Genomic DNA, 21,621 nt, shown 5'->3' with positions numbered 1-21,621 from the left:
CGGGCGGTGTCATCCCCCGCCGATCACGTCCACTGCCAGCCCGCCCGAGGCGGCCGCGAGGCGCGCATCGTTGGTCCAGAACGCCGTGCACCCTGCGCGCCAGGCGACGGCGAGGTGCAGCGCGTCCGCCGTCTGCAGCCCGCGGTGCCGCGCCCGGAGCCTTGCGGCGTGGAGATAGTCGTCATCGTCGATGGGCAGGAGTTCGAACTGGTCGAGGGCGCTCCACATCTCCGCCTGTGACAACGCGTCCCCCTCTCGCATCGGGCCGACGAGCGCCTCGAGCATCGCCAGCGGGCTCGTCGCGAGCGGCCGGTCGGAACCGGCGAGGGCTTCGCGGGCACGACTGCCGACGTCGTCGTCGGAGCGCGGGGTTTAGTGTCCAGAACACGCCGCATTCCCGCCGCGCCCTGCGGCGTGTCTTGGACACTGAACTGCTTCGCGTCCTACATGACCCGGCCCCCACCCCGGCGCCCCGGCGTTCGGTGTCCAAGACACGCGGATGCCACGGCATCCCGTCCGCGTGTCTTGGACACTGAACCTGCTCGAGCAGCCGCGGATGCGCCGCGCGCCCAGAGCAGCCCGCTGGCACCGCGCCACGACCCCCGGACGATCGGTGGGATGCCGCGGACGATCGGTCGGGCGCAGCCGGCCGCCGACCGCGAGCATCGGAGCATGACCACTACCGCCCCGGTTCCCGTGACCGCGCCGTCGACCATGAGGTACGGCGGCCTCATCGTCCTGATGCTGATGAGCTTCCTGCTCGTCACCGCCGAGTTCCTGCCGAACGGCGTGCTGACCGAGATGGCGACGAGCCTCGGCATCAGCCCCGGCCAGGCGGGCCAGACGGTCACCGTCACCGCGATCGCCGGGCTCCTCGTGGCCCCGACGATCGGCATCCTGGTGCCTCGCCTCGACCGTCGTCTGCTGCTGAGCGCGGCGGCGGTGGCGGCCGCGGTCTCGAGCATCGTCGTCGCGATCGCGCCGAGCCTCGGCGCGATCCTCGTGGCCCGGTTCCTTCTCGGCGCGGCGATCAGCACGTTCTGGTCGATGTCGATCCTCGCGGCGGGGGCGCTCGCGGCCCCCGGACGCATCGGTCGCGCGGTCATGTTCACCTCGGCGGGAGTATCGCTCGCGACGGTTGCGGGGGTGCCGATCGGCGTCGCCCTGAGCGAGGTGCTCGACTGGCGGGTCACGTTCCTCATCGTGGGTCTCACGACCGCGGTCGTCGGTCTCGCGGTGCGCATCACGCTGCCTCCCGTGCCGGCGGTCACGGTGTTGAGCCTGCGGATCCTCGGTGACACGCTGATGCGGCCCGGCACTCTCGTGGGGATGGTCGGCCACGTGCTCGTGGTGCTCGGCCACTTCCTCGCCTACACCTACGTGCGCCTGTCGCTCGAACGCCTGCCGGACATCGAGCCCGGAACCGTCGTGCTGCTCCTCGCCGCATTCGGCGTGGGCGGGGTCGTCGGCAACATCGTCATCGGCATCGTCGTCGACCGGGCCTTCGGGCGGCTCGCGGTCGCGGGCCCGGTGGTGATCGCCGCGGCGATCGCGGTGGTCCTGTTGCTCCCCGGGGCGTTCGCGGCCGTCGCCGTCGCCATCGTGATCTGGGGCTTCTTCTTCTCGTCGTGGTTGATCATCGTGAACACGTGGGTCGGCAAGCGCATGCCCGATCGCCTCGAGGCCGGCGGAAGCCTCGTGGTCACGGGCTTCCAGCTCGCGATCGCGATCGCCGCGGCCGTCGGTGGACTCCTCGTCGACACGGCCGGAGTCGAGGCGGCGGATGCCATCGGCATCCTGCTCCTCGTCATCGGCGCCGCGCTCTTCGGCGTATCGCTGCGGCGGCGGAGCGTTGCTCAGACACGGTGACACGTCCGGCCCCGGGGCCTCCCCGGGGCTGAGTGTCCACGACACGCGGATCCGGCTGCTCCCGGTCCGCGTGTCCTGAACACCGAACAGGGGGCGGGCGGCGCTTACGCCGTCACGGCCCGGGCGCGCCACGACGACGGCGCGACCCCGGTATGCCGGCGGAACGCGCGGCGGAAGCCCTCGTCGCTGGCGTAGCCGAGGGACCGCGAGATCTCGGACACCGGCATCTCGGCATCCAGGAGTCTTTTCGCCTCGCGGATGCGCACCTCGGTGACGTATCCGGCGGGGGAGCGTCCCAACGCGTCGCGGAAGCGTTCGGCGAACACGCTGCGCGACATCGCGGCGAGGGATGCCAGGTGGTCGATCGACCAGTCGCGGCCCGGCTCCGCCTCGACCGCTGCGGCGACGCGCGCGAGGAACGGATCGGCGATGGGCGCGGGCCACGCCCCCGTCGACGCCCACGCCCGCACCGCCGACAGCAGCACCGAGCGGATCATCAACCGGCACACGACCGTGTCGCCGGGGCGATCGCACGACAGCCCATCGGGGTGCGGACCGAGGTTGTCGGCCAGTGCGGCGGCGGCGGGTTCGAGGCGCGCGAATCCGGTGACGAGGACGATACCCGGCAGGGTCGCCACGACGTCGGAGGGCGTGATCTCGGCGCTGACGACGATGACTTCGGCGCCGGACTGCGACGACAGCACGAGCGGACGGCATCCGAGGGACACCGCCGCATCGCCCGCGAGGAGCGTGCGGCGGCCGCGGACGTGGCGTCCGTCGCCCGTCGGCGCGTCGACCTCGCAGCCCGCGCGGAGGCCGATGTCGCCCGTGATCTCGCCCGACAGCAGGTAGAGGAGGGTGGCCGAGTCCGTCGGCAGGACGATGTCGCCCCCGGCGGCGAGAGTGACGCGCCGCGTCGAGCCGGTGCGTACGTCGAGGGAGGCGAGGGCGCGCTCCAGGGCGTCGGTCATGCGGAGGCCAACCGCCGCGAGCGGCCGCGCATTCCGCCGCGCTTGGCCGCGCCGCGTTCCGGCCGCGCCGCGTTCCGCCCGCGCCGCGTTCCGCCCCGCCGCGTTCCGCCCGCGCCGCGTTGGGCCCGCGCCGCGTTCCGCCCCGCCCCGGGGTTCAGTGTCCAAGACACGCGGATGCCGAGCGACACCGTCCGCGTGTCTTGGACACTCGAGTCCGGGGAGGGCGGCGGAGACGGCCCTCAGTCCAGGAAGTTCGCGCCGCTGAAGAGGCCGATCGAGATCGAGAGCAGGAACGCCGCGACCCCCGCGATGAACCCGGCGGCGGCCAGTTCGCGTGCCATGCGCGCGTTGAGGCTCAGGAGGCCGGTGACGAACGACACCAGCGCGAGCACCCAGATGCCGATCTGGAACCACAGGAGCTGATCGAGTTCGGCGATCGCGCTGACCGACACCAGGAAGATGTGCCAGGCCACCACGATCGTGCCGGTGACGATCGCGATGATGGATGCCACCCGGAGGTCGCCGCGCGGGGTCGGCGGTGCGGGGGGTTCGTCCCGCGGCGGCACGTGCAGCCCCGGCTCGAGGGAGTCGGGGAGTTCGTCGTCGGCGGGCATGGGTCGATCCTCGCAGGTTCGCGGTGCGGGAGCCATGACGTCGGTGGCCCCGCGTAGCCTGCGGGGATGAGAACGATCGGCGTCGACCTCGCCGCGGGCGTGCCCGGAACCGCGCTCGCCGAGGTCGTCTGGTCGAACGGTGGCGCGCGGCTCGCGCGACTCGACCTCGGTGTGGACGACGCCGCGATCGTGGCCTCCACCGATGGCGACGCGTGGCTGGGACTCGACTGTCCGTTGGGGTGGCCCGACGCGTTCGTCGACTTCGTCCAGGCGCATCACGGCGGGGTCGAGCCGCGGCTCGGCGCCGTCGACGGCGGGGCTGACTGGCGTCGCGGGCTCGCCTACCGCCGCACCGACGTCGCGGTCCGCGCCCGCATCGGCCGCTGGCCGCTGAGCGTCTCGACCGACCGGCTCGGTGTGACCGCCCTCCGCGGCGCGGGGCTCCTTCGACGGCTGTCGGCCGCGGGCTTCCCGGTCGATCGGGCGGGGGAGGGGCGACTCTTCGAGGTGTACCCCGGCGGCGCGCTGCGGATCTGGGGCTTCGACACCACCAAGTACCGAGTGGATGCCACCCGCCGCGCGACTCTGCTCACCGCGCTGCAGCAGCGGGCGCCGTGGTTCGACGTCGGTCCGTTCGCGGCGCTCGCCGTGGCATCCGCCGACGCGTTCGACGCGGTGATCGCTGCGCTCGCGACGCGGGCTGCGGCGACGGGGCGGTTCGTCCGGCCCGGGGCCGAAGACCTCGAGGTGGCGCGACGGGAGGGGTGGGTCGTGTTGCCCGAGGGGGAGTTCGAGGAGCTCGCGCGGCCCTGAACCCTCGAGAGGGCCGGGCCGCGCGGCATCCGGAATCAGAGGGCGGTGTAGCCGCCGTCGACCAGGTGGTAGCTGCCGGTGACGAAGCTCGCGGCGTCGCTGGCGAGGAACGCGATGAGGTGCGCGACCTCGTCGGGCTTGCCGAGGCGGCCGATCGGGTGCTTGCCCACCAGGAACTCCTTGACGTCGTCGCCGACGGCGTCCAGCAGCGGCGTATCGATGAAGCCGGGGCCGACGGAGTTCACGCGGACGCCGTGCGCCGAGTACTCCAGCGCGGCGGTCTTGGTCATGCCGACGACCGCGTGCTTCGCGGCGACGTACGCGGGCGACGTCGCGAAGCCGACGCTGCCGAGGATCGACGCGATGTTGACGACCGAGCCGCCGCCGTTGGCGAGGATCGAGGGGATCTGGGCCTTCATGTTGCGGAACACCGCGTTGAGGTTGATCGCGATGACCTTGTCCCAGGCCTCGTCGGCGTACTCCGCGGTGGGGGCCGCGTCGCCGCCGATACCGGCGTTGTTCACGCCGATGCGCAGCGGCGCGAGCGAGTTGGCGAGTTCGACCGACGACGCGATCCAGGCGCTGTCGGTGGCGTCGCCGACCGACGCCTCCGCCGTGCCGCCGGCCGCGCGGATCTCCTCGACGACCTTGTGCGCATTGTCGGCGTTGAGGTCGTTCACGACAACGGCGGCGCCGTTCTGGGCCAGGAGCAGAGCGGTCGAGCGTCCGATTCCGCTGCCCGCTCCCGTCACGATCGCCGAGCGGTTCGCTACGTCGTACTGAGCCATGGGTGGCCTCTTCCCGGCCGGGCGCGGCGCCGGGAGATCTTCTCGGGCGGTCCGACCTGTCCTTCGAGCCTACGCCCGCCGGAGGGGATAGATGCGCGTGAATGGATATTGGGCGGGGTGCAACAACGCGGGTCGGGCGCGCGCGCATAACTTCAGCGATTCGCGCAACCTCAGCGGCATCCGGGGCCTGTGGGCTGAAGTTGTGCAGATCGCTGACGTTGCGCGCGGCCCGAGCCAGCGCGGGATCGCCCGATGCCGTTTCCCAGAGGCACACGGATCCCCGTTTGTCGGGAACTCGGTGGGATGACACCAAGTGTCACGCTCAGAGGCCTGGTCCGGCTGATTCGAGGCGACTTTGTCGTGACACTTTCCTAGCCAGTCAGGACCGCCACAATCGCTCACTCCTTCACGGGCAGTGGCGCATCCGCCAGCTGGCAAACCCAAGAGTCGTCGCGCTCGGTCGATCTGAAAACGCAGGCGTCGGGAACGCGGTCCGAGGAGGTCAGTGGGGGGCGAAGTCGCGGGGACCCGGCGCATCTCCGACGAGTGGAGCGAAGTCGGCGCGTAGCCCATCGATTGCAATGTTCAGCACCCGTGTCTTCACTGTTCGGGTGCGTCGGGGGCCGTCACCGCGGACCGATCCGGCGGCCTCGAGGATCTTGCCGATGTCGCCCGAGGTCACGCCCTCGCGCAGTACACCGCGCGCGTGCAACCGTCCCACGAGCTCGTCGCCCCGCCGGTTGAGCTCGGCCATGCGCTGCTGGCCGTCTTCTGGCGTCGAGTCCAGCGAGCCGAGGGCGAGGACGTCGGCGGCGCTTGCTGTCCGGACGAACGTTTCAAGCACGGACCAGGCGTCGTCGCCGTCGTCGAGCGATTCGTGAGCGCGGTCGAGTGCCGTCTCCCACATTGATGCACCCTCGTCGGACAAGCGTCGGAGCAGCTGGTCGCGGCTGCCGAAGCGACTGTAGATCGCCGACATGCCGACGCCGGCCGCATCCGCCAGCTGAGCCATCGAGCTGTGCCGGTCGGTGATGAGCCGCTCGCGGATTGCGGCGAGGATGCGGGCGTCGGCCTGCACCGCGTGTGGCCGGCGCTCGCGGGAACTCGGTCTTGCGTCGCTTACCTGACTGCCCATAGCTTGATGCTAATGGAACGGAGCATTCCGAAAGGATCGCATGGCCAATCTCAGCATTGAGGACTATCGGATCGACATCTCTGCGGAAGATGTTCGCGACCTGCAGGACCGGATCGACCGCACTCGCTGGCCCGTGCAGCTGCCTGGCGGTGAAGACTGGTCCAAAGGGCCCACCGTGGCCGCGGCTCAGGCGTGGGCGGCTGCCCTCCGCGACTTCGACTGGAGCGCATTCCAGGAGGAGTTCAACGCGGCGCCGCAGTTCGTGTCGACCATCGACGGCGCCCGCATCCATTTCATCCACGCCCGCTCCGACCGGTCCGACGCCATCCCGCTCCTCGCTCTTCACGGCTGGCCGGGGACGCCGGTCGAATACCTCGATCTGCTCCCCGGCCTGACGGCACCCGAGTCAGGCGACGAGCCGGCATTCCACGTGATCGCGCCCTCGCATCCCGGCGTTGGACTCTCGGGACCGACGGATGAACCGGGCTGGGGCGTCGATCGCACGGCGCGCGCGTACGCCACTCTCATGGCCGAGCTCGGCTACGACCGCTACCTCGTGCAGGGCGGCGATCACGGCGCCATCATCGGTCCTCACGTCGGCCGCGTCGACGCCGAATCCGTGATCGGCGTGCACGTGAACGCAGCGACGATCGGTTTCATGCCGATGGGCGAGGTGAGCGACGAAGACGCAGCGGCGCTCACGGATCTGGAGAGGGCACGACTGGCCTCGATCGGCCGCTTCATGTCAGAGGGGAACGGCTACAACGTCATTCAGGCGACCCGACCTCAGACGGTCGGGTACGGCCTCGATGATTCCCCGGCGGCGCTTCTGACCTGGATGCTCGACAAGATCCACGAGTGGACGCATTCGCCGGACGTTTTCGACGACCCGCGCTACCGCGAACGACACCTCGCCGATGTGCTCCTGTACTGGTTCACGCGGACGGGCACGTCGGCGGCGAACAATGTATACGCCGAGTACGGCTCGCTTTTCGCCGATCCCAAGTCGTTCGCGAACTCCGGAGTGCCGACTGCCGTGATCGCCTTCGCCGAAGACATCTCAATCCGCCGGTTCAGCGAGCCCGCGAACACGATCGTGCGGTGGACCGATTCCGACGAGGGCGGCCATTTCGCCGCGCTCGAGCAGCCCGAGGCCCTCCTCGCCGATCTCCGCGCTTTCGCACGCGAGGTCGCTCGCTGATCGCACCCGCGGCGTATCGCGCGCGATGATGATGAGGCAGTTTCGCCAGCCTCTTGAGCACTTATGGGCCAGGCGTCCCGCGATGGGCTGACCCGATCGCGTTCCCGACGGATAGGAGAGGCCGCCAGCGATAGCGGCATCACGAGAGCTGTCGGGAACGCGGCGAGACTGCACCAGGTGTCATGTTCTGGGACATGATCTGAGCGATCCTGGTCGTCATTGGCGTTACACTTTCCGGGCTCCCGCCGGGCGCAGGTCTGCGTCGCGGAGCCGCGTGTCGAGATTGCTGAGCGGTTCATCGAAAAGCATCACGCTCGGGCGGGGAGCCAGCGCACGGGCGAGCGCGACGCGCTGCTGCTGCCCACCGCTCAGTTGTGAGATTCGCTTGTCCCTGTGCTCCCACAGCCTCACACGCCGAAGCGCCGACTCGACCCCCGCCGCGATCTCCGCGCGCGATTGACCTATCCCCTGCAAGCCGAAGGCGACGTTTCGGAATACGTCCATGTGAAGCCAGAGTGCATAGTCCTGGAACACCATTCCGATGTCCCGACGCTCCGGACCGATGTCGACACCGCGCCGACCTTCCGCCGAGTCATCGAACAGCACCACTTGCAACGAGAACGCGTTCCCGACACCGTTCTCCTTGCGCCCGGGGCGCCCTGGCGCTAACGTAAAACCAAATGGTTAAACATTCCGCCCCCACCGACGTCGACATCGACCGCGTGTTCCACGCGCTCGCCGATGCGACGCGGCGTGACATCGTGCGGCGCACGCTCGTCGCCGAGCAGTCGGTGTCGGCGCTCGCGGCGGGATACGCGATGTCGTTCGCGGCGGTCTCGAAGCACATCGGCGTGCTCGTCGAGGCCGGACTCGTCCGCAAGCGCGCCGAGGGGAGGGAGCGTCTCGTGCACGCCGAGCCCGAGGCCATCGCGCGGGTGCAGCGCCTCCTCCGCTCGTACGAAGACCTCTGGCGCGGACGCATCGACCGCCTCGACGCGCTCCTCGCCGAAGACGAAGTCGTGGATGCCATGGCATCCGGCATCCATTCCTCGACCACACCCACGACCGAGACCTGAAAGACGAAGGAGTCCCTCATGCCCGTCATCTCCATCGACAGCGATGTCGAATCGCTCACCATGACGCTCGTCGCCGACTTCCCGGTGCCGCCCGAGCGGCTGTGGGCGGTGTTCACCGATCCGCGCCAGCTCGAGCGGTTCTGGGGCCCTCCCGGGTACCCCGCCACCTTCGACGTGTTCGACTTCACGCCCGGCGGGTGGGCCAAGTACCACATGACCTCGCCGCAGGGTGAGCGCTACGGAGGGGCCTGGCAGTTCGTCTCGATCGACCCGCCGCGCGGGTTCGAGGTCATCGACGCGTTCGCCGACGAGAACAGCGAACCGATCGACGGCATGCCGTCCATGCGCATGGAGTTCTCCTTCGACTCGACGCCCGAGGGCTCGCGCCTGACGAACACGACCTTCTTCGATTCGGCCGAGGCGCTCGACCAGGTCGTCGCGATGGGTGCCATCGAGGGGTCGCGCCTCGCGATGAACCAGCTCGATGCCGTGCTGCAGGACCTGCGTTCGTACGCCCAGGGCAAGGGCACGCAGCTGGAGCTGCTCGACGACCAGCACGTGCGCATCACGCGCCTCATCGACGGCCCGCTCGACCTCGTGTGGCGCGCGCACACCGACCCCGACCTGATGCGGAAGTGGCTGCTCGGGCCCGACGGCTGGCAGATGACCGAGTGCGAGATCGGTGACACCGTCGGCGCGACCTACCGCACCGCATGGGCGCCCGAACCTGGAACCGAGGGCGAGGCGTTCGGCTTCGACGGCGAGGTGCTCCTCATCGACGCGCCGCGCCGCATCGTGCAGACCGAGCGCATGACCGGGACCGATCTGCCGTCCACCACGAACGACCTGTCGCTCTACGAGGAGGACGGCGTCACGCTGTTGACGCTTCTCATCGAGTATCCGGACGCCGAGACCCGCGACATGGTTCTCGCCACGGGCATGATCGACGGCATGGAGGCCAGCTACGCCCGCATGGAGGGCACGCTCGTCCGCTGATGCCACGCGCCGGTGAGGCGCGGACCGGGAAACACCGGCCCGCGCCTCCGAGGCTCATGCCGCGATGTAGCCGTTCGGGTTGAGAACGTACTTGCGAGGCGCGCCCCTGTCGAAGTCGGCGTAGCCCTGCGGAGCCTCGTCGAGGCCGATGGGCGTGGCATTGACGGCCTTGGCGATCTGTACCTTGTCGTGCAGGATCGCCATCATCAGCTGCCGGTTGTACTTCATCACGGGGCACTGTCCCGTCGTGAACGACAGCGACTTGGCCCAGCCGAGTCCCAGGCGCAGCGACAGCGAGCCGACCTTGGCGGCCTCGTCGACACCGCCCGGGTCGCCGGTCACGTACAGACCCGGGATGCCGACGGCGCCACCCGCCGCGGTCACGTCGAACAGCGAGTTCAGCACCGTCGCGGGTGCCTCGCGCTCGGAGTCCGACCCGTGGCCGCGTGCCTCGAAGCCGACCGCGTCGACGGCGGCATCCACTTCGGGCGTCCCCAGGATCTGCTCGATCTGGTCGCGCGGATCGCCCTGGGACACATCGACGCTCTCGAACCCGAGCGAGCGCACCTGCGCGAGACGCTCGGGGTTGAGATCGCCCACCAGGACCGCCGCGGCGCCCAGCAGTTGCGCGCCCACGGCTGCGGCGATGCCGACGGGCCCGGCTCCCGCGATGTAGACCGTCGATCCCGGCCGGACGCCCGCGGTGTACGCGCCGTGGAAGCCGGTGGGGAAGATGTCGGACAGCATCGTCAGGTCGAGGATCTTCTCCAGGGCCTGTTCGCGGTCGGGGAAGACCAACAGGTTCCAGTCCGCGTACGGCACGAGCACGTACTCGGCCTGTCCGCCGACCCAGCCGCCCATGTCGACGTACCCGTAGGCGCTACCCGGTCGATCGGGATTGACGTTCAGGCAGATGCCGGTCTTCCCCTCCTTGCAGTTGCGACAACGTCCGCAGGCGATGTTGAACGGCACCGAGACGATGTCGCCGACCTTGACGAACTCGACATCGGGGCCGACTTCGACGACCTCTCCGGTGATCTCGTGTCCGAGGACCAGGCCGGCCGGAGCGGTGGTGCGGCCGCGGACCATGTGCTGGTCGGATCCGCAGATGTTGGTCGCGACGGTCCTCAGAATGGCCCCGTGCGGGACCTTGCGGCCGACGTTGGCGGGGTTGACCCCGGGTCCGTCTTTGAGTTCGAACTCCGGATAGTCGGTCTCGATGACCTCGACGACCCCCGGTTCTTTGTAGGCAACAGCTCTGTTCCCAGACATCTTCGTCCTCTCCGGCCGGTCGCCCGACCTGGTGTGTCGTGCTGGCAGGATCCGCAGACCCGTCCCGCCGGGCGGACGTGATCGGTGCCACGGCGCCGTGGGGGATACCCCCACCCAAACCCGGCGCTCTGGTCGAGTCAATGCGTGTCGAGAGTTGAGAAGCGTTCTCCCCGCGGCGGGCGGGTCAGGGCAGCGGGCGTCGCATCCGTCGTCTCAGGCGGCCGGGGCCGCCCGCCGCACGAGCTCGCGGATCTTCTGCTCGACCTCGGGAGTGACCTCGAGGACCGCGAACGACACCGGCCACATGGGCCCGTCGTCGAGCTGCGCCGTCTCATCGAAGCTCACGGTCCCGTAGCGGGTCTTGAACTTGGATGCCGGCTGGTAGAACACCACGACCTTGCCGTCCTTCGCGTACGCGGGGAAGCCGTAGAACGTCTTCGGTGTGAGGTGCGGAGCCTCCTCCATGACGATGACGTGAACGCGCTCGCCGATCGCCCGGTCGGTGCCCTCGAGCTTCTCGATCGCCTCGAGGCAGGCCTCGTTCTCCTTCGCCAGCTTCGCCGCGCCCTTCAGACCCTTCATGGCCTTCAGTTCTTCGGCGCGCTGCGTCATCGCCGCGCGTTCTTCGTCGCTGAATCCTGCTCCGCCCGCCGACATGGCATCCATCCCTTCGCTCGCCTGCCCGCAGGATAGCGCCGCGCGCGTGCGCTCGCTCAGCGATGCGCGCAGGATCAGGCGGATGGGCAGTGGATGCCACTGAGATTGCGGGCATCGCCGAGGTTGCGCACCGCGCGTCGGCGGGGTCAGGCCTGGCGCAGGCCCTCCTCGAGCGCGACCCAGGCGAGCATCGCGCACTTCACCCGCGCGGTGTACTTCGAGACGCCGGAGAGCGCGGCGGCGTCGCCGAACGTCTCCTCGTCGAGGGGGATCTGGCCGCGCGAGCGCAGAGCCTCGCGGAACTTGGCGATGAGAGTCTCGGCGTCGGCGGTCGGCATCCCGTCGTCTCCGCCGTCCTCGTCGAGGAGGGCGACGAGCATCGACGCGGACGCCTGCGAGATGGAGCAGCCCGCGCCCTCCCAGCTGACGGATGCCACGCGGCCGCCGTCCACGTCGACCCGCAGCGTGATCTCGTCGCCGCAGACGGGGTTCCGCTGATGCACGGTGGCGCTGTGCGCGCCGGGGTCGGCCAGGCCGAAGCCGCGGCGGTTCTTCGCGTGGTCGAGGATCAGCTCCTGGTACAGGGATTCCAGCCCGCTCATGCGGTCACCCCGAAGAAGCCGCGGACGCCGGAGACTGCGTCGAGGAACGTGTCGACCTCGTCCTCGGTCGTGTGGATCGCGGCGCTGGCGCGCACGGAAGCGGTCAGGCCGAAGCGGCGATGGAGCGGCTGTGCACAGTGGTGCCCGACGCGCACGGCGACGCCGCGGCTGTCGAGGAACTGCCCCACGTCGTGAGCGTGGACCCCCTCGACATCGAACGCCTGCAGGGCGACGCGGTCGGCGGCATCCGTGTCTCCGAGCAGACGGATGCCGTCGATCGAGCGCAGTCCCTCGCGCAGGCGTCGCTCGAGCGCGGCCTCGTGCGCGTGCGCGGCGTCGCGGTCGAGTGCGCCGAACCAGCGGACCGCCGCCGCGAGGGCGATCGCCTGCGACACCGGTTGCGTGCCGGCCTCGAAACGCTGCGGTGGGGGGAGGAACTCGGCCTTCTCCAGTGTGACGGTCGTGATCATCGAGCCGCCGGTGGTGAAGGGCGGGAGTGCGTCGAGCACCTCGTCGCGGCCCCACAGTCCGCCGATCGCGTACGGGCCGAAGATCTTGTGACCCGAGAACACGGCCAGATCGACCCCGGATGCCGGGAGGTCCAGGCGCAGGTGGGGCGCCGACTGGCACGCGTCGAGCACGGTCAGCGCGCCGACGCTGCGCGCGAGGGCGACGAGCTCGGCGACGGGGTTCACGATGCCGAGGACGTTCGAGACGTGCGGGAACGCGACGACCTTGGTGCGCTCGCCGATCAGGCCTTCCGCCGCGGCCATGTCGAGCGTGCCGTCGTCGTGCACCGGGATGTGGCGGAGGCGCGCGCCCGTGCGGGCGGCGAGTTCCTGCCACGGGATCAGGTTCGCGTGATGCTCGGCTTCGGTGACCACGATCTCGTCGCCCTCGCGCAAGCGCCCCGCGTAGCCGAGCGAACCGGCGACGAGGTTGAGGCCGGCGGTGGCTCCGGAGGTCCAGACGAGCTGCTCGGGCGTCCCGCCGACGAAGTCCGCCACGGCGGCGCGGGCGTCCTCGAACAACTCGGTCGCCTCGGCGGCGAGGAAGTGCGCGCCCCGGTGCACCGCGGCATTGGCGGTCTCGAGGAAGTCGCGCTCGGCATCCAGAACCTGGCGGGGTTTCTGGCTCGTCGCGGCGGAGTCGAGGTAGACGAGGGGCCGGCCGTCGATCTCGGTGCCGAGGATCGGGAACTCGGCCCGCACCGCGGCCACGTCGAAGGGGAGTGTCACGTTTCTAGGCTACGCGGCGGCGGGTGGGGGCGGGCTGGGTCCTGGGGGCGCCACCGCCGGGGCGCGGGGCCGCTCCCCCCTCGTGCCGACGCCGGGGGAGTGCGACCTACAGCACCAGGCGGTAGCCCATGCCCTGCTCGGTCAGCAGGTGCGCGGGCGCGGACGGCTCGGCCTCGAGCTTCTTCCGCAGCTGCGACATGTACAGGCGCAGGTACCCGCTGTCGGCGACCTGCTCGCTGGCCCAGATCTCCTTCAGCAGCGTCTGCCGCGTCACGAGCGAGCCGGGGTTGCGGGCGAGGAACTCCAGCATCCGCCACTCCGTCGGGGTCAGGTGCACGCGGGCGCCGGCGCGGGTGACGGCCTTCGCGGCGAGGTCGACCTCGACATCGCCGAACCGCACGATCGACTCACCGGATGCCGGAACCGACCGCCGCGCGTGCACGCGGAGACGCGCGAGCAGTTCGTCGATCTGGAACGGCTTGGTGACGTAGTCGTCGGCGCCGACGTCCAGCGCCTCGACCTTGTCGGCGGAGCCGGTGCGCCCCGACACGACGATGATCGGCGCCGTCGTCCACCCGCGCAGGGCCTGGATCACCTGCACGCCGTCGAGGTGCGGCATCCCGAGGTCGAGAAGCACGATGTCGGGGTGGGCTTGCGCGGCGAGCGTGATCGCCGCGGCGCCGTCGGCCGCGGCGACGACGTCGTATCCGTGCGCGGCGAGCGTGATCCGCAGCGCCCGCACGAGCTGCGGATCGTCGTCGGCGATGAGGACCTTCATCGGGTCTCCGTTCGGGGGAGGGATGCCACGGCGTGCACGTTCTCCACCGGGAGCGCGATCACCATCGTGAGCCCGCCGCCCGGGGTGTCCTCGGGGGTGAGGGTGCCGCCCATTCCTTCGGCGAATCCGCGCGAGAGCGCCAGGCCCAGGCCGAGGCCGACCGTGTTGTCGGTGTCGCCGAGGCGCTGGAACGGAGCGAACATGTCGGTGCGGCGCTCGGGGGCGACCCCCGGCCCGTGGTCGATCACGCGGATCTCGGCGACCCCGCCGAGCCTGCTCGTCGCCACCCGCGCCCGGCCCCCGTGGGGGGTGAAGCGCACCGCGTTGCTCAGCACGTTCACGAGCACGCGCTGCAGCAGCACCGGGTCGGCGCGGAGCGTGGGCAAGTCGGGGTCGAGCGCGAGCTCGACGTCGTCCGGGCCGAGGCCGAGCTCGTCGAGTGCCGCGAGCACGACACCCGCCGCATCCACCGGAGCCAGCGACACCGCGAGCACTCCGGCCTGCACGCGGCTGACGTCCAGCAGGTCGGTGACGAGCACCGACAGCGTCGCGAGGCTCTCGTCCGCGGTCTCCAGGAGCTCGCGGCGATCGTCGGCGGAGAGGTGGTCGCCGGCGGCGCGCAAACCGCCGAGCGCGGCGACCGCGGCGGCGAGCGGCCGGCGCAGATCGTGGCTCACCGCCGACAGCAGGGCGCTGCGCACCTGATCCGTCGCGGCGAGGACTCCGGCCTCGGCGGCGGTCTCGGCCAGGTCGGTGCGTTCGAGCGCGGCCGCGAGCTGCGCGACGACGACGTCGAGGAGGCGCCGTTCGGTGGCATCCAGGTCTCTGCCGTGGAGCTCGAGGCGGGCGCGCCCGTCGCCGACGGGGATCTCGGTGGCGCGGCCGTCGCGCACGGGCTCCCCGTCGGTCGCGAGGACGGACCCGGTGGATGCCACGAGCCGGACTCCCGCGAGCCCGAACGCCTCGCGGGCGCGGGTGACGAGCGCCGGTACCGCGCTCTCGCCGCGCAGGACGCTGCCGGCGACGGTGGCGAGCAGCTCGGATTCCGCGGCGGCGCGGCGCGCGGCGCGGGCGCGACGGGCGGCCTGGTCGACGACGACGCTCACGAGCATCGCGATGATGACGTACAGCACGAGGGACAGCGCGTGGTCCGGGTCGGCGATGGTGACGGTGTACAGCGGGTCGATGAAGAGGAAGTCGAGGGTGAGTCCGGACAGGACCGCCGCGAAGACCGCGGGCCAGATGCCTCCGATGAGGGAGACGACCACGACCAGCAGCTGGTAGGCGAGGACATCGGTCGTGATGGAGTCCTCGGTGCCGGTGGCGATGAGCAGCCACGAGAGCAGGGGTCCGCCCGCGAGGGCGGTGAGGAATCCGAGGACGCGCCGTTTCGCGCTGAGCGCCGGGCCGGCGAGGCGGGGGAGCGCGAACCTTCCGCCGGCGCGGGCGTGGTTGACGATGTGGACGTCGATGTCGCCGGAGAGGCGGATGACGGTCGCGCCGATGCCCGGGCCGGTCAGGGCCGCACCCAGTCGACCGCGCCGGCTGACGCCGATGACAAGCTGCGACGCGTTCACCGAGCGGGCGAAGTCGACGAGAGCGGCCGCGACGTCGTCGCCCACGACCTGGTGATACGTGCCGCCGAGCGACTCGACGAGCGCGCGCTGCACCGCCAGGGCGCCGGGCTCCTCGGCGCGCAGACCGTCCTGCGTCGACACGTGCACGGCGAGCAGCTCGCCGCCGGCCGAACGCGCGGCGATGCGGGCACCGCGCCGGAGCAGCGTCTCGCCCTCCGCGCCGCCGGTGAGCGCGACGACGACCCGCTCTCGGGCCTGCCACGAGCCCTCGATGCCCTGCTCCACGCGGTAGCGCTGCAGCGCCGAGTCGACCTCGTCGGCGAGCCACAGCAGCGCGAGTTCGCGGAGCGCGGTGAGGTTGCCGAGCCGGAAGTAGTTCGACAGGGCCGCGTCGATCCGCTCGGCGGGGTACACGAAACCGGATGCCAGTCGGTCGCGCAGCGACTGCGGTGCAAGGTCGACGACCTCGATCTGGTCGGCCGCGCGGACGACGGCATCCGGAACCGTCTCGCGCTGCCCCACGCCGGTGATCTTCTCGACGACGTCGCCGAGCGAGGCGACGTGCTGCACGTTGACCGTCGTGATGACGTCGATGCCCGCGTCGAGCAGGACCTCGACGTCCTGCCAGCGCTTCTCGTTCAAGGAGCCCGGCGCGTTGGTGTGCGCGAGCTCGTCGACCAGCGCGATCTGGGGATGACGTGAGAGCACGGCATCCAGGTCCATCTCGTCGAGGTCGACGCCCCGGTGCGCAAGGGCGCGGCGCGGCACGACCTCGAGCCCCTCGGCCTGTGCGGCGGTGGCGGCGCGCCCGTGCGTCTCGACGATCGCGATGACGACGTCGCGGCCCTCGTCGCGGAGACGGCGCCCCTCCTCGAGCATCTCGTACGTCTTGCCGACGCCCGGCGCGGCCCCCAGCAGCACGCGCAGGTACCCGCGCTTCACGCGGCGCTCCGGTGCTGCGGGGGTTTGAGTGTCCAAGACACGCCGTTGCTGCGGGCGGCCAACGGCGTGTCTTGGACACTCGACGTGGGTGCGGCGCCAAGCGCCGCCGCGAACGCGCCGCACCGCCGCCGCCCGGGGAGGGCGACGGCGGGGGCGGGAAGCGTGCGCATGTCAGCGATTCTCGCGCGTCATCGGGCGTCCAGCGCGCGGTTGAGCTCGAGGACGTTCACGCGCGGGTCGCCGAGGAACCCGAGGTCGCGCGGCAGCGTGTGCTCGGCGACGAGAGCCTCGACGTCGGAGACTGGGATGCCACGGGCCTCGGCGACCCGCGCGACCTGGCGTTCCGCGTTCGCGACGGAGATGTCGGGGTCCAGGCCCGAACCCGACGCGGTGACCGCGTCGGCCGGGATCGCCCCCGCGCCGTTCAGCTCCTCGAACGCCGCGCGGCCCTCCTCGATCGAGGCGATGAGATCCGCGTTCTCCGGGCCGAGGTTCGACCCGGTCGAGGCGGCGGCGTCCCAGCCGGCGGCGGACGGACGCGACTGGAAGTACTGCGGCAGCGCCTGGCCGTCGGCATCCTGGAACGACTGCGCGATCAGCGAGGAGCCGACCACGGTGCCGTCCGCGGAACGCACGAGCGAACCGTTCGCCTGGGACGGGAGGGCGAGCTGACCGATCCCGGTGATCAGCAGCATGTAGCCGACGCCGAGGAGCACGGTGAAGACGAGCATCGCGCGGACGGCGACGCCGGCGGTACGCAGGGTGGTACGCATGGCAGGGCCTTTCAGAATCCCGGGAGCAGGCTCACGACGAGGTCGATGAGCTTGATGCCGATGAAGGGGACGAGGATGCCGCCGAGCCCGTACACGAGCAGGTTGCGGCTGAGGATGCTCGAGGCGCTGGCCGCGCGGTATTTCACACCGCGGAGCGCGAGGGGGATGAGCACGATGATGACGATCGCGTTGAAGATGATCGCGCTGAGCACCGCGGATGCCGGCGACGACAACTGCATGACGTTCAGCACAGCGAGTCCTGGGAAGACGCCCATGAACATCGCCGGGATGATCGCGAAGTACTTCGCGATGTCGTTCGCGAGCGAGAACGTCGTCAGCGCGCCGCGCGTGATGAGCAGCTGCTTCCCGATGCGCACGATGTCGATGAGCTTCGTCGGATCGCTGTCGAGGTCGACCATGTTGCCGGCCTCCTTCGCGGCCGACGTGCCCGTGTTCATCGCGACGCCGACGTCGGCCTGCGCGAGCGCGGGGGCGTCGTTCGTGCCGTCGCCGGTCATGGCGACGAGGTTGCCGCCCTCCTGCTCGCGGCGGATGAGGGCGAGCTTGTCCTCGGGTGTCGCCTCGGCGAGGTAGTCGTCGACGCCGGCCTCGGCGGCGATCGCCTTGGCCGTGAGCGGGTTGTCGCCCGTGATCATCACGGTGCGGATGCCCATGGCCCGCAGCTCGCCGAACCTCTCGCGGAGACCGTCCTTCACGACGTCCTTGAGGTGGATGACGCCGAGCACGCGCCCCTCGCCCGCGGGCGTGAGGGTCGCGACGACCAGCGGGGTGCCGCCGGACTGGGCGATGGCATCCGTCTCCTCCTGCAGCTGCGCGCGCAGCGTCTCGGGAACGGGCGATCCGGATGCCGCGAGCCAGGCCACCACGGCCGACGCGGCGCCCTTGCGGACCTGCGTGCCGCCTTCGAGGTCGAGGCCGCTCATGCGGGTCTGCGCCGTGAACGGGACGGGTTCCGCGCCCCGGGGCATCTCGGCGACGACGCCCTGGGCGGCGGCGAGCTCGACGACCGAGACCCCCTCGGGGGTGGGGTCGGCCTGCGACGACATCGAGGCGTACTCCGCTAGGAGGGGGCCACCGACGCCGTCCAGGGGGACGAACGCCGACGCGCGACGGTTGCCGTAGGTGATCGTTCCGGTCTTGTCGAGCAGGAGCGTCGTGACGTCGCCCGCGGCCTCGACCGCGCGGCCCGACATCGCCAGGACGTTCCGCTGCACGAGCCGGTCCATGCCCGCGATGCCGATGGCGCTGAGGAGCGCACCGATCGTCGTGGGGATGAGGCAGACGAGCAGCGCGACGAGCACCGGGATCGACACGGGGGTCGCGGCGTACGACGCGATCGGGTTGAGGACCAGCACCACGATCACGAACACGATCGACAGGCTCGCCAGCAGGATGTTCAGCGCGATCTCGTTCGGCGTGCGCTGGCGCGACGCGCCCTCGACGAGCGCGATCATGCGGTCGACGAACGTCTCGCCCGGCTTCGACGTGATCGTGACGACGATGCGGTCGCTGAGCACGCGCGTGCCGCCCGTCACCGCGCTGCGGTCACCGCCGGACTCGCGCACGACCGGCGCGGACTCGCCCGTGATCGCCGACTCGTCGACGGTCGCGATGCCCGCGACGATGTCGCCGTCGCCCGGGATCAGCTGACCCGCCTCCACGAGCACGACGTCGCCCACCTTCAGGTCGCCCGACGGCACGTCCTCGGTGGCGGCCCCGGTTGCCAGGGGGTCCGCGGCGGAGTACGAGACGACGCGACGCGCGGTCGTGGTCGTCCGCGTCTTGCGTAGTGTCGCGGCCTGCGCCTTGCCGCGACCCTCGGCGACCGACTCGGCGATGTTGGCGAAGAACACCGTGAGCCACAGCCAGATCGCGATGCCCCACGTGAACCCGAACGGCAGAGACGCGTCGCCGCCGCCGAGGAACGGTTCGGTGATCGCGATGAGGGTGGTGAGGGCCGCCCCCACCCACACGAGGAACATCACGGGGTTGCGCCACTGCGACGCGGGGTTGAGCTTCTTCGCAGCTCCCGGGAGGGCGGCGACGATCTGCGCGGCGCTGAACGCGCGGCGCGGAGCGGCCGGGGCCGGGGCCTCGGCGGGTGCCGGGGCGTGGGTGAGCGTGGACATCAGCGGGTAAGTCCTTCGGCCAGGGGTCCCAGGGTGAGGACCGGGAAGTAGGTGAGGGCGGTGACGATGACCGCCACGCCCGCGAGGAGGCCCGCGAACTGCGGGCGGTGTGTCGGCAGGGTGCCGGCGGTGGCGGGCACGGCATCCTGGGCCGCGAGCGAACCCGCCAGGGCCAGCACGAACACGATCGGCAGGAAGCGCCCGAGAAGCATCGCGACCGCGAGGGCCGTGTTGAGCCACGGGGTGTTCGCGGTGAGTCCCGCGAACGCCGAGCCGTTGTTGTTCGCCGCCGATGTGAAGGCGTAGAGCACCTCGCTGAGGCCGTGCACACCGGGATTGAGGATCGAGGTCGACTCGACATCGGAACGGATGCCGGGGATTGCGAAGCTCAGCGCGGTGCCGGCCAGCACGAGCGTGGGCGTGACGAGGATGTACAGGCTCGCGAGCTTGATCTCGCGCGGCCCGATCTTCTTGCCGAGATACTCCGGCGTCCGGCCGATCAGCAGGCCGCCGACGAACACCGCGATCACCGCGAGGATCAGCATGCCGTACAGGCCCGAGCCGACGCCGCCGGGCGCGACCTCGCCGAGCATCATGTTGATCATCGGCACCATGCCGCCGAGCGCCGTGTAGCTGTCGTGCATCGAGTTGACCGAGCCGGTCGAGGTGAGCGTGGTCGCGCCGGCGTACAGCGTCGAACCGAAGATGCCGAAGCGCACCTCCTTGCCTTCGAGGGCTCCCCCCGCGAGCGCGGGTGCCGTGCCGCCGCCGGCCAGCTCCGCCCAGGTCAGCAGCGCGGTGGAGGCGAGGAAGATGGATGCCATCACCCCGAGGATCGCGTAACCCTGACGGTCGTCCCCGACGATGCGGCCGAACGCGCGGGGCATCGAGAACGGGATCACCAGGAGCAGGAAGATCTCCAGCAGGTTCGTCCACGGCGCGGGGTTCTCGAACGGGTGGGCCGCGTTCACGTTGAAGATGCCGCCGCCGTTGGTACCCAGGAGCTTGATCGCCTCCTGGGATGCCACCGGCCCGCCGGGGATCGACTGGGTCGCGCCCGCGAGGGTCGTGGCATCCGTGAATCCGTTGAGGTTCTGGATGACGCCGCCGGCCAGCAGCACGAGAGCTGCGAGCACCGAGATCGGCAGCAGCAGGCGGTAGGTGCCGCGGACGAGGTCGACCCAGAAGTTGCCGATCACACCGCTGCGGCGGTAGGCGAAGCCCCGCACGAGCGCGACCGCCACGGCGATGCCGACGGCCGCGGAGACGAAGTTCTGGACCGTCAGGGCGGCGAACTGCGCGGTGTAGCCGAGCGTCGTCTCACCGCCGTACGACTGCCAGTTGGTGTTCGTGACGAACGACACGGCCGTGTTGAACGAAAGTGCTTCACCGGGCGCGTCGAGCCCCAGCGAGTACGGCAGCAGCGGCTGCAGGCGCAGGAGCGCGTAGACCACGACGACGCCGACAGCCGAGAAGAGCAGCACCGACCGCAGGTACGCCTGCCAGGTCTGGGCGCCGCGCGGGTCGACGCCGATGAGGCGGTACGTGCCACGTTCGACGGCGAGATCGCGCTCGCCGGTGTAGACGCGGGCGATGTAGTCGCCGAGCGGGCGGTAGGCCAGGCCCAGGGCGACGAGGAGCGTGAGGCTGGTCAGGACGATGGACCAGGTGGTTCCGGCATCCATCAGAACTTCTCCGGACGGACGAGCGCGATCACGAGGTAGACCACGGCGGCGATGGCGAGGACGGCGGCGAGGATGCTCATGCGGAGTCGCCCCCTCGCTCGGGTGCGGGCGCCTGCGCGCTGCGCGAGGACCGCTCGGGCGCCGGGGCGGGGGATGCGGTGGGCGGCTGGGCGCCGCGGCCGGGGGTGCGCGCGGAGGGAGCGCCGGGCTGCGGGCCCAGCTTCTCGACCCCCTGCGCGATGAGGGCGACCAGCGCGAAGAGCGCCAGGATCGCGACGAGGTAGACGACATCGAGCACGATGACTCCAGATTCGGGAGCTTCCGCGCGACTGCTGTGGCGCGGGCGCCGCAGGGCGGCACGTGTGTCGATGCAACTCCTGTGCGCCGCGGCATCTCGCGATCCTCACGGTTTCCCTACGGCCCACCCGCGGACGCATACGGGGTGCTTACGCGGCGTCGCGGCGCGTTCGCCGTCCCGCGCCCC

21 protein-coding genes and 1 pseudogene are annotated in these 21,621 nt (G+C 70.8%); 5 read left to right on the top strand and 17 right to left on the bottom strand.

The window, feature by feature from the left end:
* Nucleotides 1–9: 9 nt before the first annotated feature.
* Nucleotides 10–333 (bottom strand): annotated as a pseudogene (locus D8Y23_RS04550) (type II toxin-antitoxin system VapC family toxin); the annotation flags it as partial.
* 339 nt (nt 334–672) lie between these two features.
* Here D8Y23_RS04550 and D8Y23_RS04545 point away from each other — a divergent pair.
* Nucleotides 673–1,869: an MFS transporter gene (locus D8Y23_RS04545; protein WP_128216980.1), complete on the top strand. Its 1,197-nt coding sequence runs from the start codon at nt 673–675 to the stop codon at nt 1,867–1,869.
* Nucleotides 1,870–1,973: 104 nt separating this feature from the next.
* Here D8Y23_RS04545 and D8Y23_RS04540 read toward each other — a convergent pair whose 3' ends face one another.
* Together D8Y23_RS04540 and D8Y23_RS04535 are read right to left on the bottom strand one after the other, a co-directional pair.
* Nucleotides 1,974–2,840, bottom strand: coding sequence for a helix-turn-helix transcriptional regulator (locus D8Y23_RS04540; protein ID WP_128216979.1), 867 nt, complete (start codon nt 2,838–2,840; stop codon nt 1,974–1,976).
* A 239-nt stretch (nt 2,841–3,079) separates the two neighbouring features.
* Complete coding sequence (locus D8Y23_RS04535) at nt 3,080–3,454, bottom strand: hypothetical protein (RefSeq protein ID WP_128216978.1); 375 nt, start codon at nt 3,452–3,454, stop codon at nt 3,080–3,082.
* 66 nt (nt 3,455–3,520) lie between these two features.
* On the opposite strand from D8Y23_RS04535, the gene D8Y23_RS04530 reads away from it, so the two are divergent.
* The gene (locus D8Y23_RS04530) at nt 3,521–4,267 is read left to right on the top strand and encodes a DUF429 domain-containing protein (protein WP_128216977.1); all 747 of its coding nucleotides are present in this window, start codon (nt 3,521–3,523) and stop codon (nt 4,265–4,267) included.
* A 35-nt stretch (nt 4,268–4,302) separates the two neighbouring features.
* Here D8Y23_RS04530 and D8Y23_RS04525 read toward each other — a convergent pair whose 3' ends face one another.
* Both D8Y23_RS04525 and D8Y23_RS04520 read right to left on the bottom strand, forming a co-directional pair.
* Nucleotides 4,303–5,055 carry an SDR family NAD(P)-dependent oxidoreductase gene (locus D8Y23_RS04525; protein WP_128216976.1) on the bottom strand — a complete coding sequence of 251 codons (753 nt, stop codon included), beginning with the start codon at nt 5,053–5,055 and terminating at the stop codon, nt 4,303–4,305.
* A gap of 502 nt (nt 5,056–5,557) precedes the next feature.
* Nucleotides 5,558–6,190, bottom strand: a complete 633-nt coding sequence (locus tag D8Y23_RS04520) for a TetR/AcrR family transcriptional regulator (protein WP_128216975.1) — start codon at nt 6,188–6,190, stop codon at nt 5,558–5,560.
* 40 nt (nt 6,191–6,230) lie between these two features.
* Here D8Y23_RS04520 and D8Y23_RS04515 point away from each other — a divergent pair, with 40 nt between their 5' ends.
* A complete protein-coding gene (locus D8Y23_RS04515; protein ID WP_128216974.1) occupies nt 6,231–7,391 on the top strand; it encodes an epoxide hydrolase family protein in 1,161 nt (386 codons plus the stop codon).
* A gap of 225 nt (nt 7,392–7,616) precedes the next feature.
* On the opposite strand, the gene D8Y23_RS04510 is transcribed toward D8Y23_RS04515, so the two are convergent.
* A complete protein-coding gene (locus D8Y23_RS04510; protein WP_275087500.1) occupies nt 7,617–7,997 on the bottom strand; it encodes an ATP-binding cassette domain-containing protein in 381 nt (126 codons plus the stop codon).
* 74 nt (nt 7,998–8,071) lie between these two features.
* Here D8Y23_RS04510 and D8Y23_RS04505 point away from each other — a divergent pair, with 74 nt between their 5' ends.
* Both D8Y23_RS04505 and D8Y23_RS04500 read left to right on the top strand, forming a co-directional pair.
* Entirely contained in the window at nt 8,072–8,467 is a 396-nt protein-coding gene (locus D8Y23_RS04505) for an ArsR/SmtB family transcription factor (protein WP_128216973.1), read from the top strand.
* Between the two features lie 18 nt (nt 8,468–8,485).
* Nucleotides 8,486–9,463: an SRPBCC family protein gene (locus D8Y23_RS04500; RefSeq protein WP_128216972.1), complete on the top strand. Its 978-nt coding sequence runs from the start codon at nt 8,486–8,488 to the stop codon at nt 9,461–9,463.
* Nucleotides 9,464–9,517: 54 nt separating this feature from the next.
* Here D8Y23_RS04500 and fdhA read toward each other — a convergent pair whose 3' ends face one another.
* The 11 genes from fdhA to D8Y23_RS16720 form a co-directional block, all read right to left on the bottom strand.
* Entirely contained in the window at nt 9,518–10,735 is a 1,218-nt protein-coding gene (fdhA, locus tag D8Y23_RS04495; RefSeq protein ID WP_128216971.1) for a formaldehyde dehydrogenase, glutathione-independent, read from the bottom strand.
* Between the two features lie 213 nt (nt 10,736–10,948).
* Nucleotides 10,949–11,392, bottom strand: a complete 444-nt coding sequence (locus tag D8Y23_RS04490) for an iron chaperone (protein ID WP_396654336.1) — start codon at nt 11,390–11,392, stop codon at nt 10,949–10,951.
* Nucleotides 11,393–11,538: 146 nt separating this feature from the next.
* Entirely contained in the window at nt 11,539–11,994 is a 456-nt protein-coding gene (gene sufU / locus D8Y23_RS04485) for a Fe-S cluster assembly sulfur transfer protein SufU (RefSeq protein ID WP_128216969.1), read from the bottom strand.
* Nucleotides 11,991–13,232, bottom strand: a complete 1,242-nt coding sequence (locus D8Y23_RS04480) for an aminotransferase class V-fold PLP-dependent enzyme (protein ID WP_128216968.1) — start codon at nt 13,230–13,232, stop codon at nt 11,991–11,993. The genes sufU and D8Y23_RS04480 overlap by 4 nt, the downstream gene beginning before the upstream one ends.
* Nucleotides 13,233–13,338: 106 nt before the next feature.
* On the bottom strand, nt 13,339–14,010 hold the full coding sequence (locus D8Y23_RS04475; protein WP_128216967.1) for a response regulator: 672 nt from the start codon (nt 14,008–14,010) through the stop codon (nt 13,339–13,341).
* Nucleotides 14,007–16,529 carry a DUF4118 domain-containing protein gene (locus D8Y23_RS04470; RefSeq protein ID WP_128216995.1) on the bottom strand — a complete coding sequence of 841 codons (2,523 nt, stop codon included), beginning with the start codon at nt 16,527–16,529 and terminating at the stop codon, nt 14,007–14,009. Before D8Y23_RS04470 ends, D8Y23_RS04475 begins: the two co-directional genes overlap by 4 nt.
* Before the next feature lie 188 nt (nt 16,530–16,717).
* Complete coding sequence (gene kdpC, locus D8Y23_RS04465; RefSeq protein ID WP_128216966.1) at nt 16,718–17,302, bottom strand: potassium-transporting ATPase subunit KdpC; 585 nt, start codon at nt 17,300–17,302, stop codon at nt 16,718–16,720.
* Nucleotides 17,303–17,313: 11 nt separating this feature from the next.
* The gene (gene kdpB / locus D8Y23_RS04460) at nt 17,314–19,452 is read right to left on the bottom strand and encodes a potassium-transporting ATPase subunit KdpB (protein WP_128216965.1); all 2,139 of its coding nucleotides are present in this window, start codon (nt 19,450–19,452) and stop codon (nt 17,314–17,316) included.
* The gene (gene kdpA, locus D8Y23_RS04455; protein WP_128216964.1) at nt 19,452–21,137 is read right to left on the bottom strand and encodes a potassium-transporting ATPase subunit KdpA; all 1,686 of its coding nucleotides are present in this window, start codon (nt 21,135–21,137) and stop codon (nt 19,452–19,454) included. Before kdpA ends, kdpB begins: the two co-directional genes overlap by 1 nt.
* Nucleotides 21,137–21,217 carry a potassium-transporting ATPase subunit F gene (locus D8Y23_RS04450; RefSeq protein WP_128216994.1) on the bottom strand — a complete coding sequence of 27 codons (81 nt, stop codon included), beginning with the start codon at nt 21,215–21,217 and terminating at the stop codon, nt 21,137–21,139. Before D8Y23_RS04450 ends, kdpA begins: the two co-directional genes overlap by 1 nt.
* On the bottom strand, nt 21,214–21,435 hold the full coding sequence (locus D8Y23_RS16720) for a hypothetical protein (RefSeq protein WP_164878139.1): 222 nt from the start codon (nt 21,433–21,435) through the stop codon (nt 21,214–21,216). The genes D8Y23_RS04450 and D8Y23_RS16720 overlap by 4 nt, the downstream gene beginning before the upstream one ends.
* Between the last annotated feature and the right edge of the window lie 186 nt (nt 21,436–21,621).

This window comes from Microbacterium enclense (genome assembly GCF_004022425.1).
In the GTDB taxonomy this organism is placed as follows: Bacteria; Actinomycetota; Actinomycetes; order Actinomycetales; family Microbacteriaceae; genus Microbacterium; species Microbacterium enclense_A.
The sequence above is the reverse complement of the archived record's forward strand: the minus strand, read 5'-3'. Positions and strand labels throughout refer to the sequence as shown.

Bases quoted from the DNA above. Each gene is read 5' to 3' on its own strand.
- kdpC (WP_128216966.1), bottom strand. From the start codon at position 17,302: ATGCGTACCACCCTGCGTACCGCCGGCGTCGCCGTCCGCGCGATGCTC.
- D8Y23_RS04490 (WP_396654336.1), bottom strand. From the start codon at position 11,392: ATGTCGGCGGGCGGAGCAGGATTCAGCGACGAAGAACGCGCGGCGATG.
- D8Y23_RS04505 (WP_128216973.1), top strand. From the start codon at position 8,072: ATGGTTAAACATTCCGCCCCCACCGACGTCGACATCGACCGCGTGTTC.
- kdpB (WP_128216965.1), bottom strand. From the start codon at position 19,452: ATGTCCACGCTCACCCACGCCCCGGCACCCGCCGAGGCCCCGGCCCCG.
- D8Y23_RS04475 (WP_128216967.1), bottom strand. From the start codon at position 14,010: ATGAAGGTCCTCATCGCCGACGACGATCCGCAGCTCGTGCGGGCGCTG.
- D8Y23_RS04515 (WP_128216974.1), top strand. From the start codon at position 6,231: ATGGCCAATCTCAGCATTGAGGACTATCGGATCGACATCTCTGCGGAA.
- D8Y23_RS04540 (WP_128216979.1), bottom strand. From the start codon at position 2,840: ATGACCGACGCCCTGGAGCGCGCCCTCGCCTCCCTCGACGTACGCACC.
- D8Y23_RS04535 (WP_128216978.1), bottom strand. From the start codon at position 3,454: ATGCCCGCCGACGACGAACTCCCCGACTCCCTCGAGCCGGGGCTGCAC.
- D8Y23_RS04500 (WP_128216972.1), top strand. From the start codon at position 8,486: ATGCCCGTCATCTCCATCGACAGCGATGTCGAATCGCTCACCATGACG.
- D8Y23_RS04525 (WP_128216976.1), bottom strand. From the start codon at position 5,055: ATGGCTCAGTACGACGTAGCGAACCGCTCGGCGATCGTGACGGGAGCG.
- kdpA (WP_128216964.1), bottom strand. From the start codon at position 21,137: ATGGATGCCGGAACCACCTGGTCCATCGTCCTGACCAGCCTCACGCTC.
- fdhA (WP_128216971.1), bottom strand. From the start codon at position 10,735: ATGTCTGGGAACAGAGCTGTTGCCTACAAAGAACCGGGGGTCGTCGAG.
- D8Y23_RS04450 (WP_128216994.1), bottom strand. From the start codon at position 21,217: ATGAGCATCCTCGCCGCCGTCCTCGCCATCGCCGCCGTGGTCTACCTC.
- D8Y23_RS04520 (WP_128216975.1), bottom strand. From the start codon at position 6,190: ATGGGCAGTCAGGTAAGCGACGCAAGACCGAGTTCCCGCGAGCGCCGG.
- D8Y23_RS04530 (WP_128216977.1), top strand. From the start codon at position 3,521: ATGAGAACGATCGGCGTCGACCTCGCCGCGGGCGTGCCCGGAACCGCG.
- D8Y23_RS04545 (WP_128216980.1), top strand. From the start codon at position 673: ATGACCACTACCGCCCCGGTTCCCGTGACCGCGCCGTCGACCATGAGG.
- sufU (WP_128216969.1), bottom strand. From the start codon at position 11,994: ATGAGCGGGCTGGAATCCCTGTACCAGGAGCTGATCCTCGACCACGCG.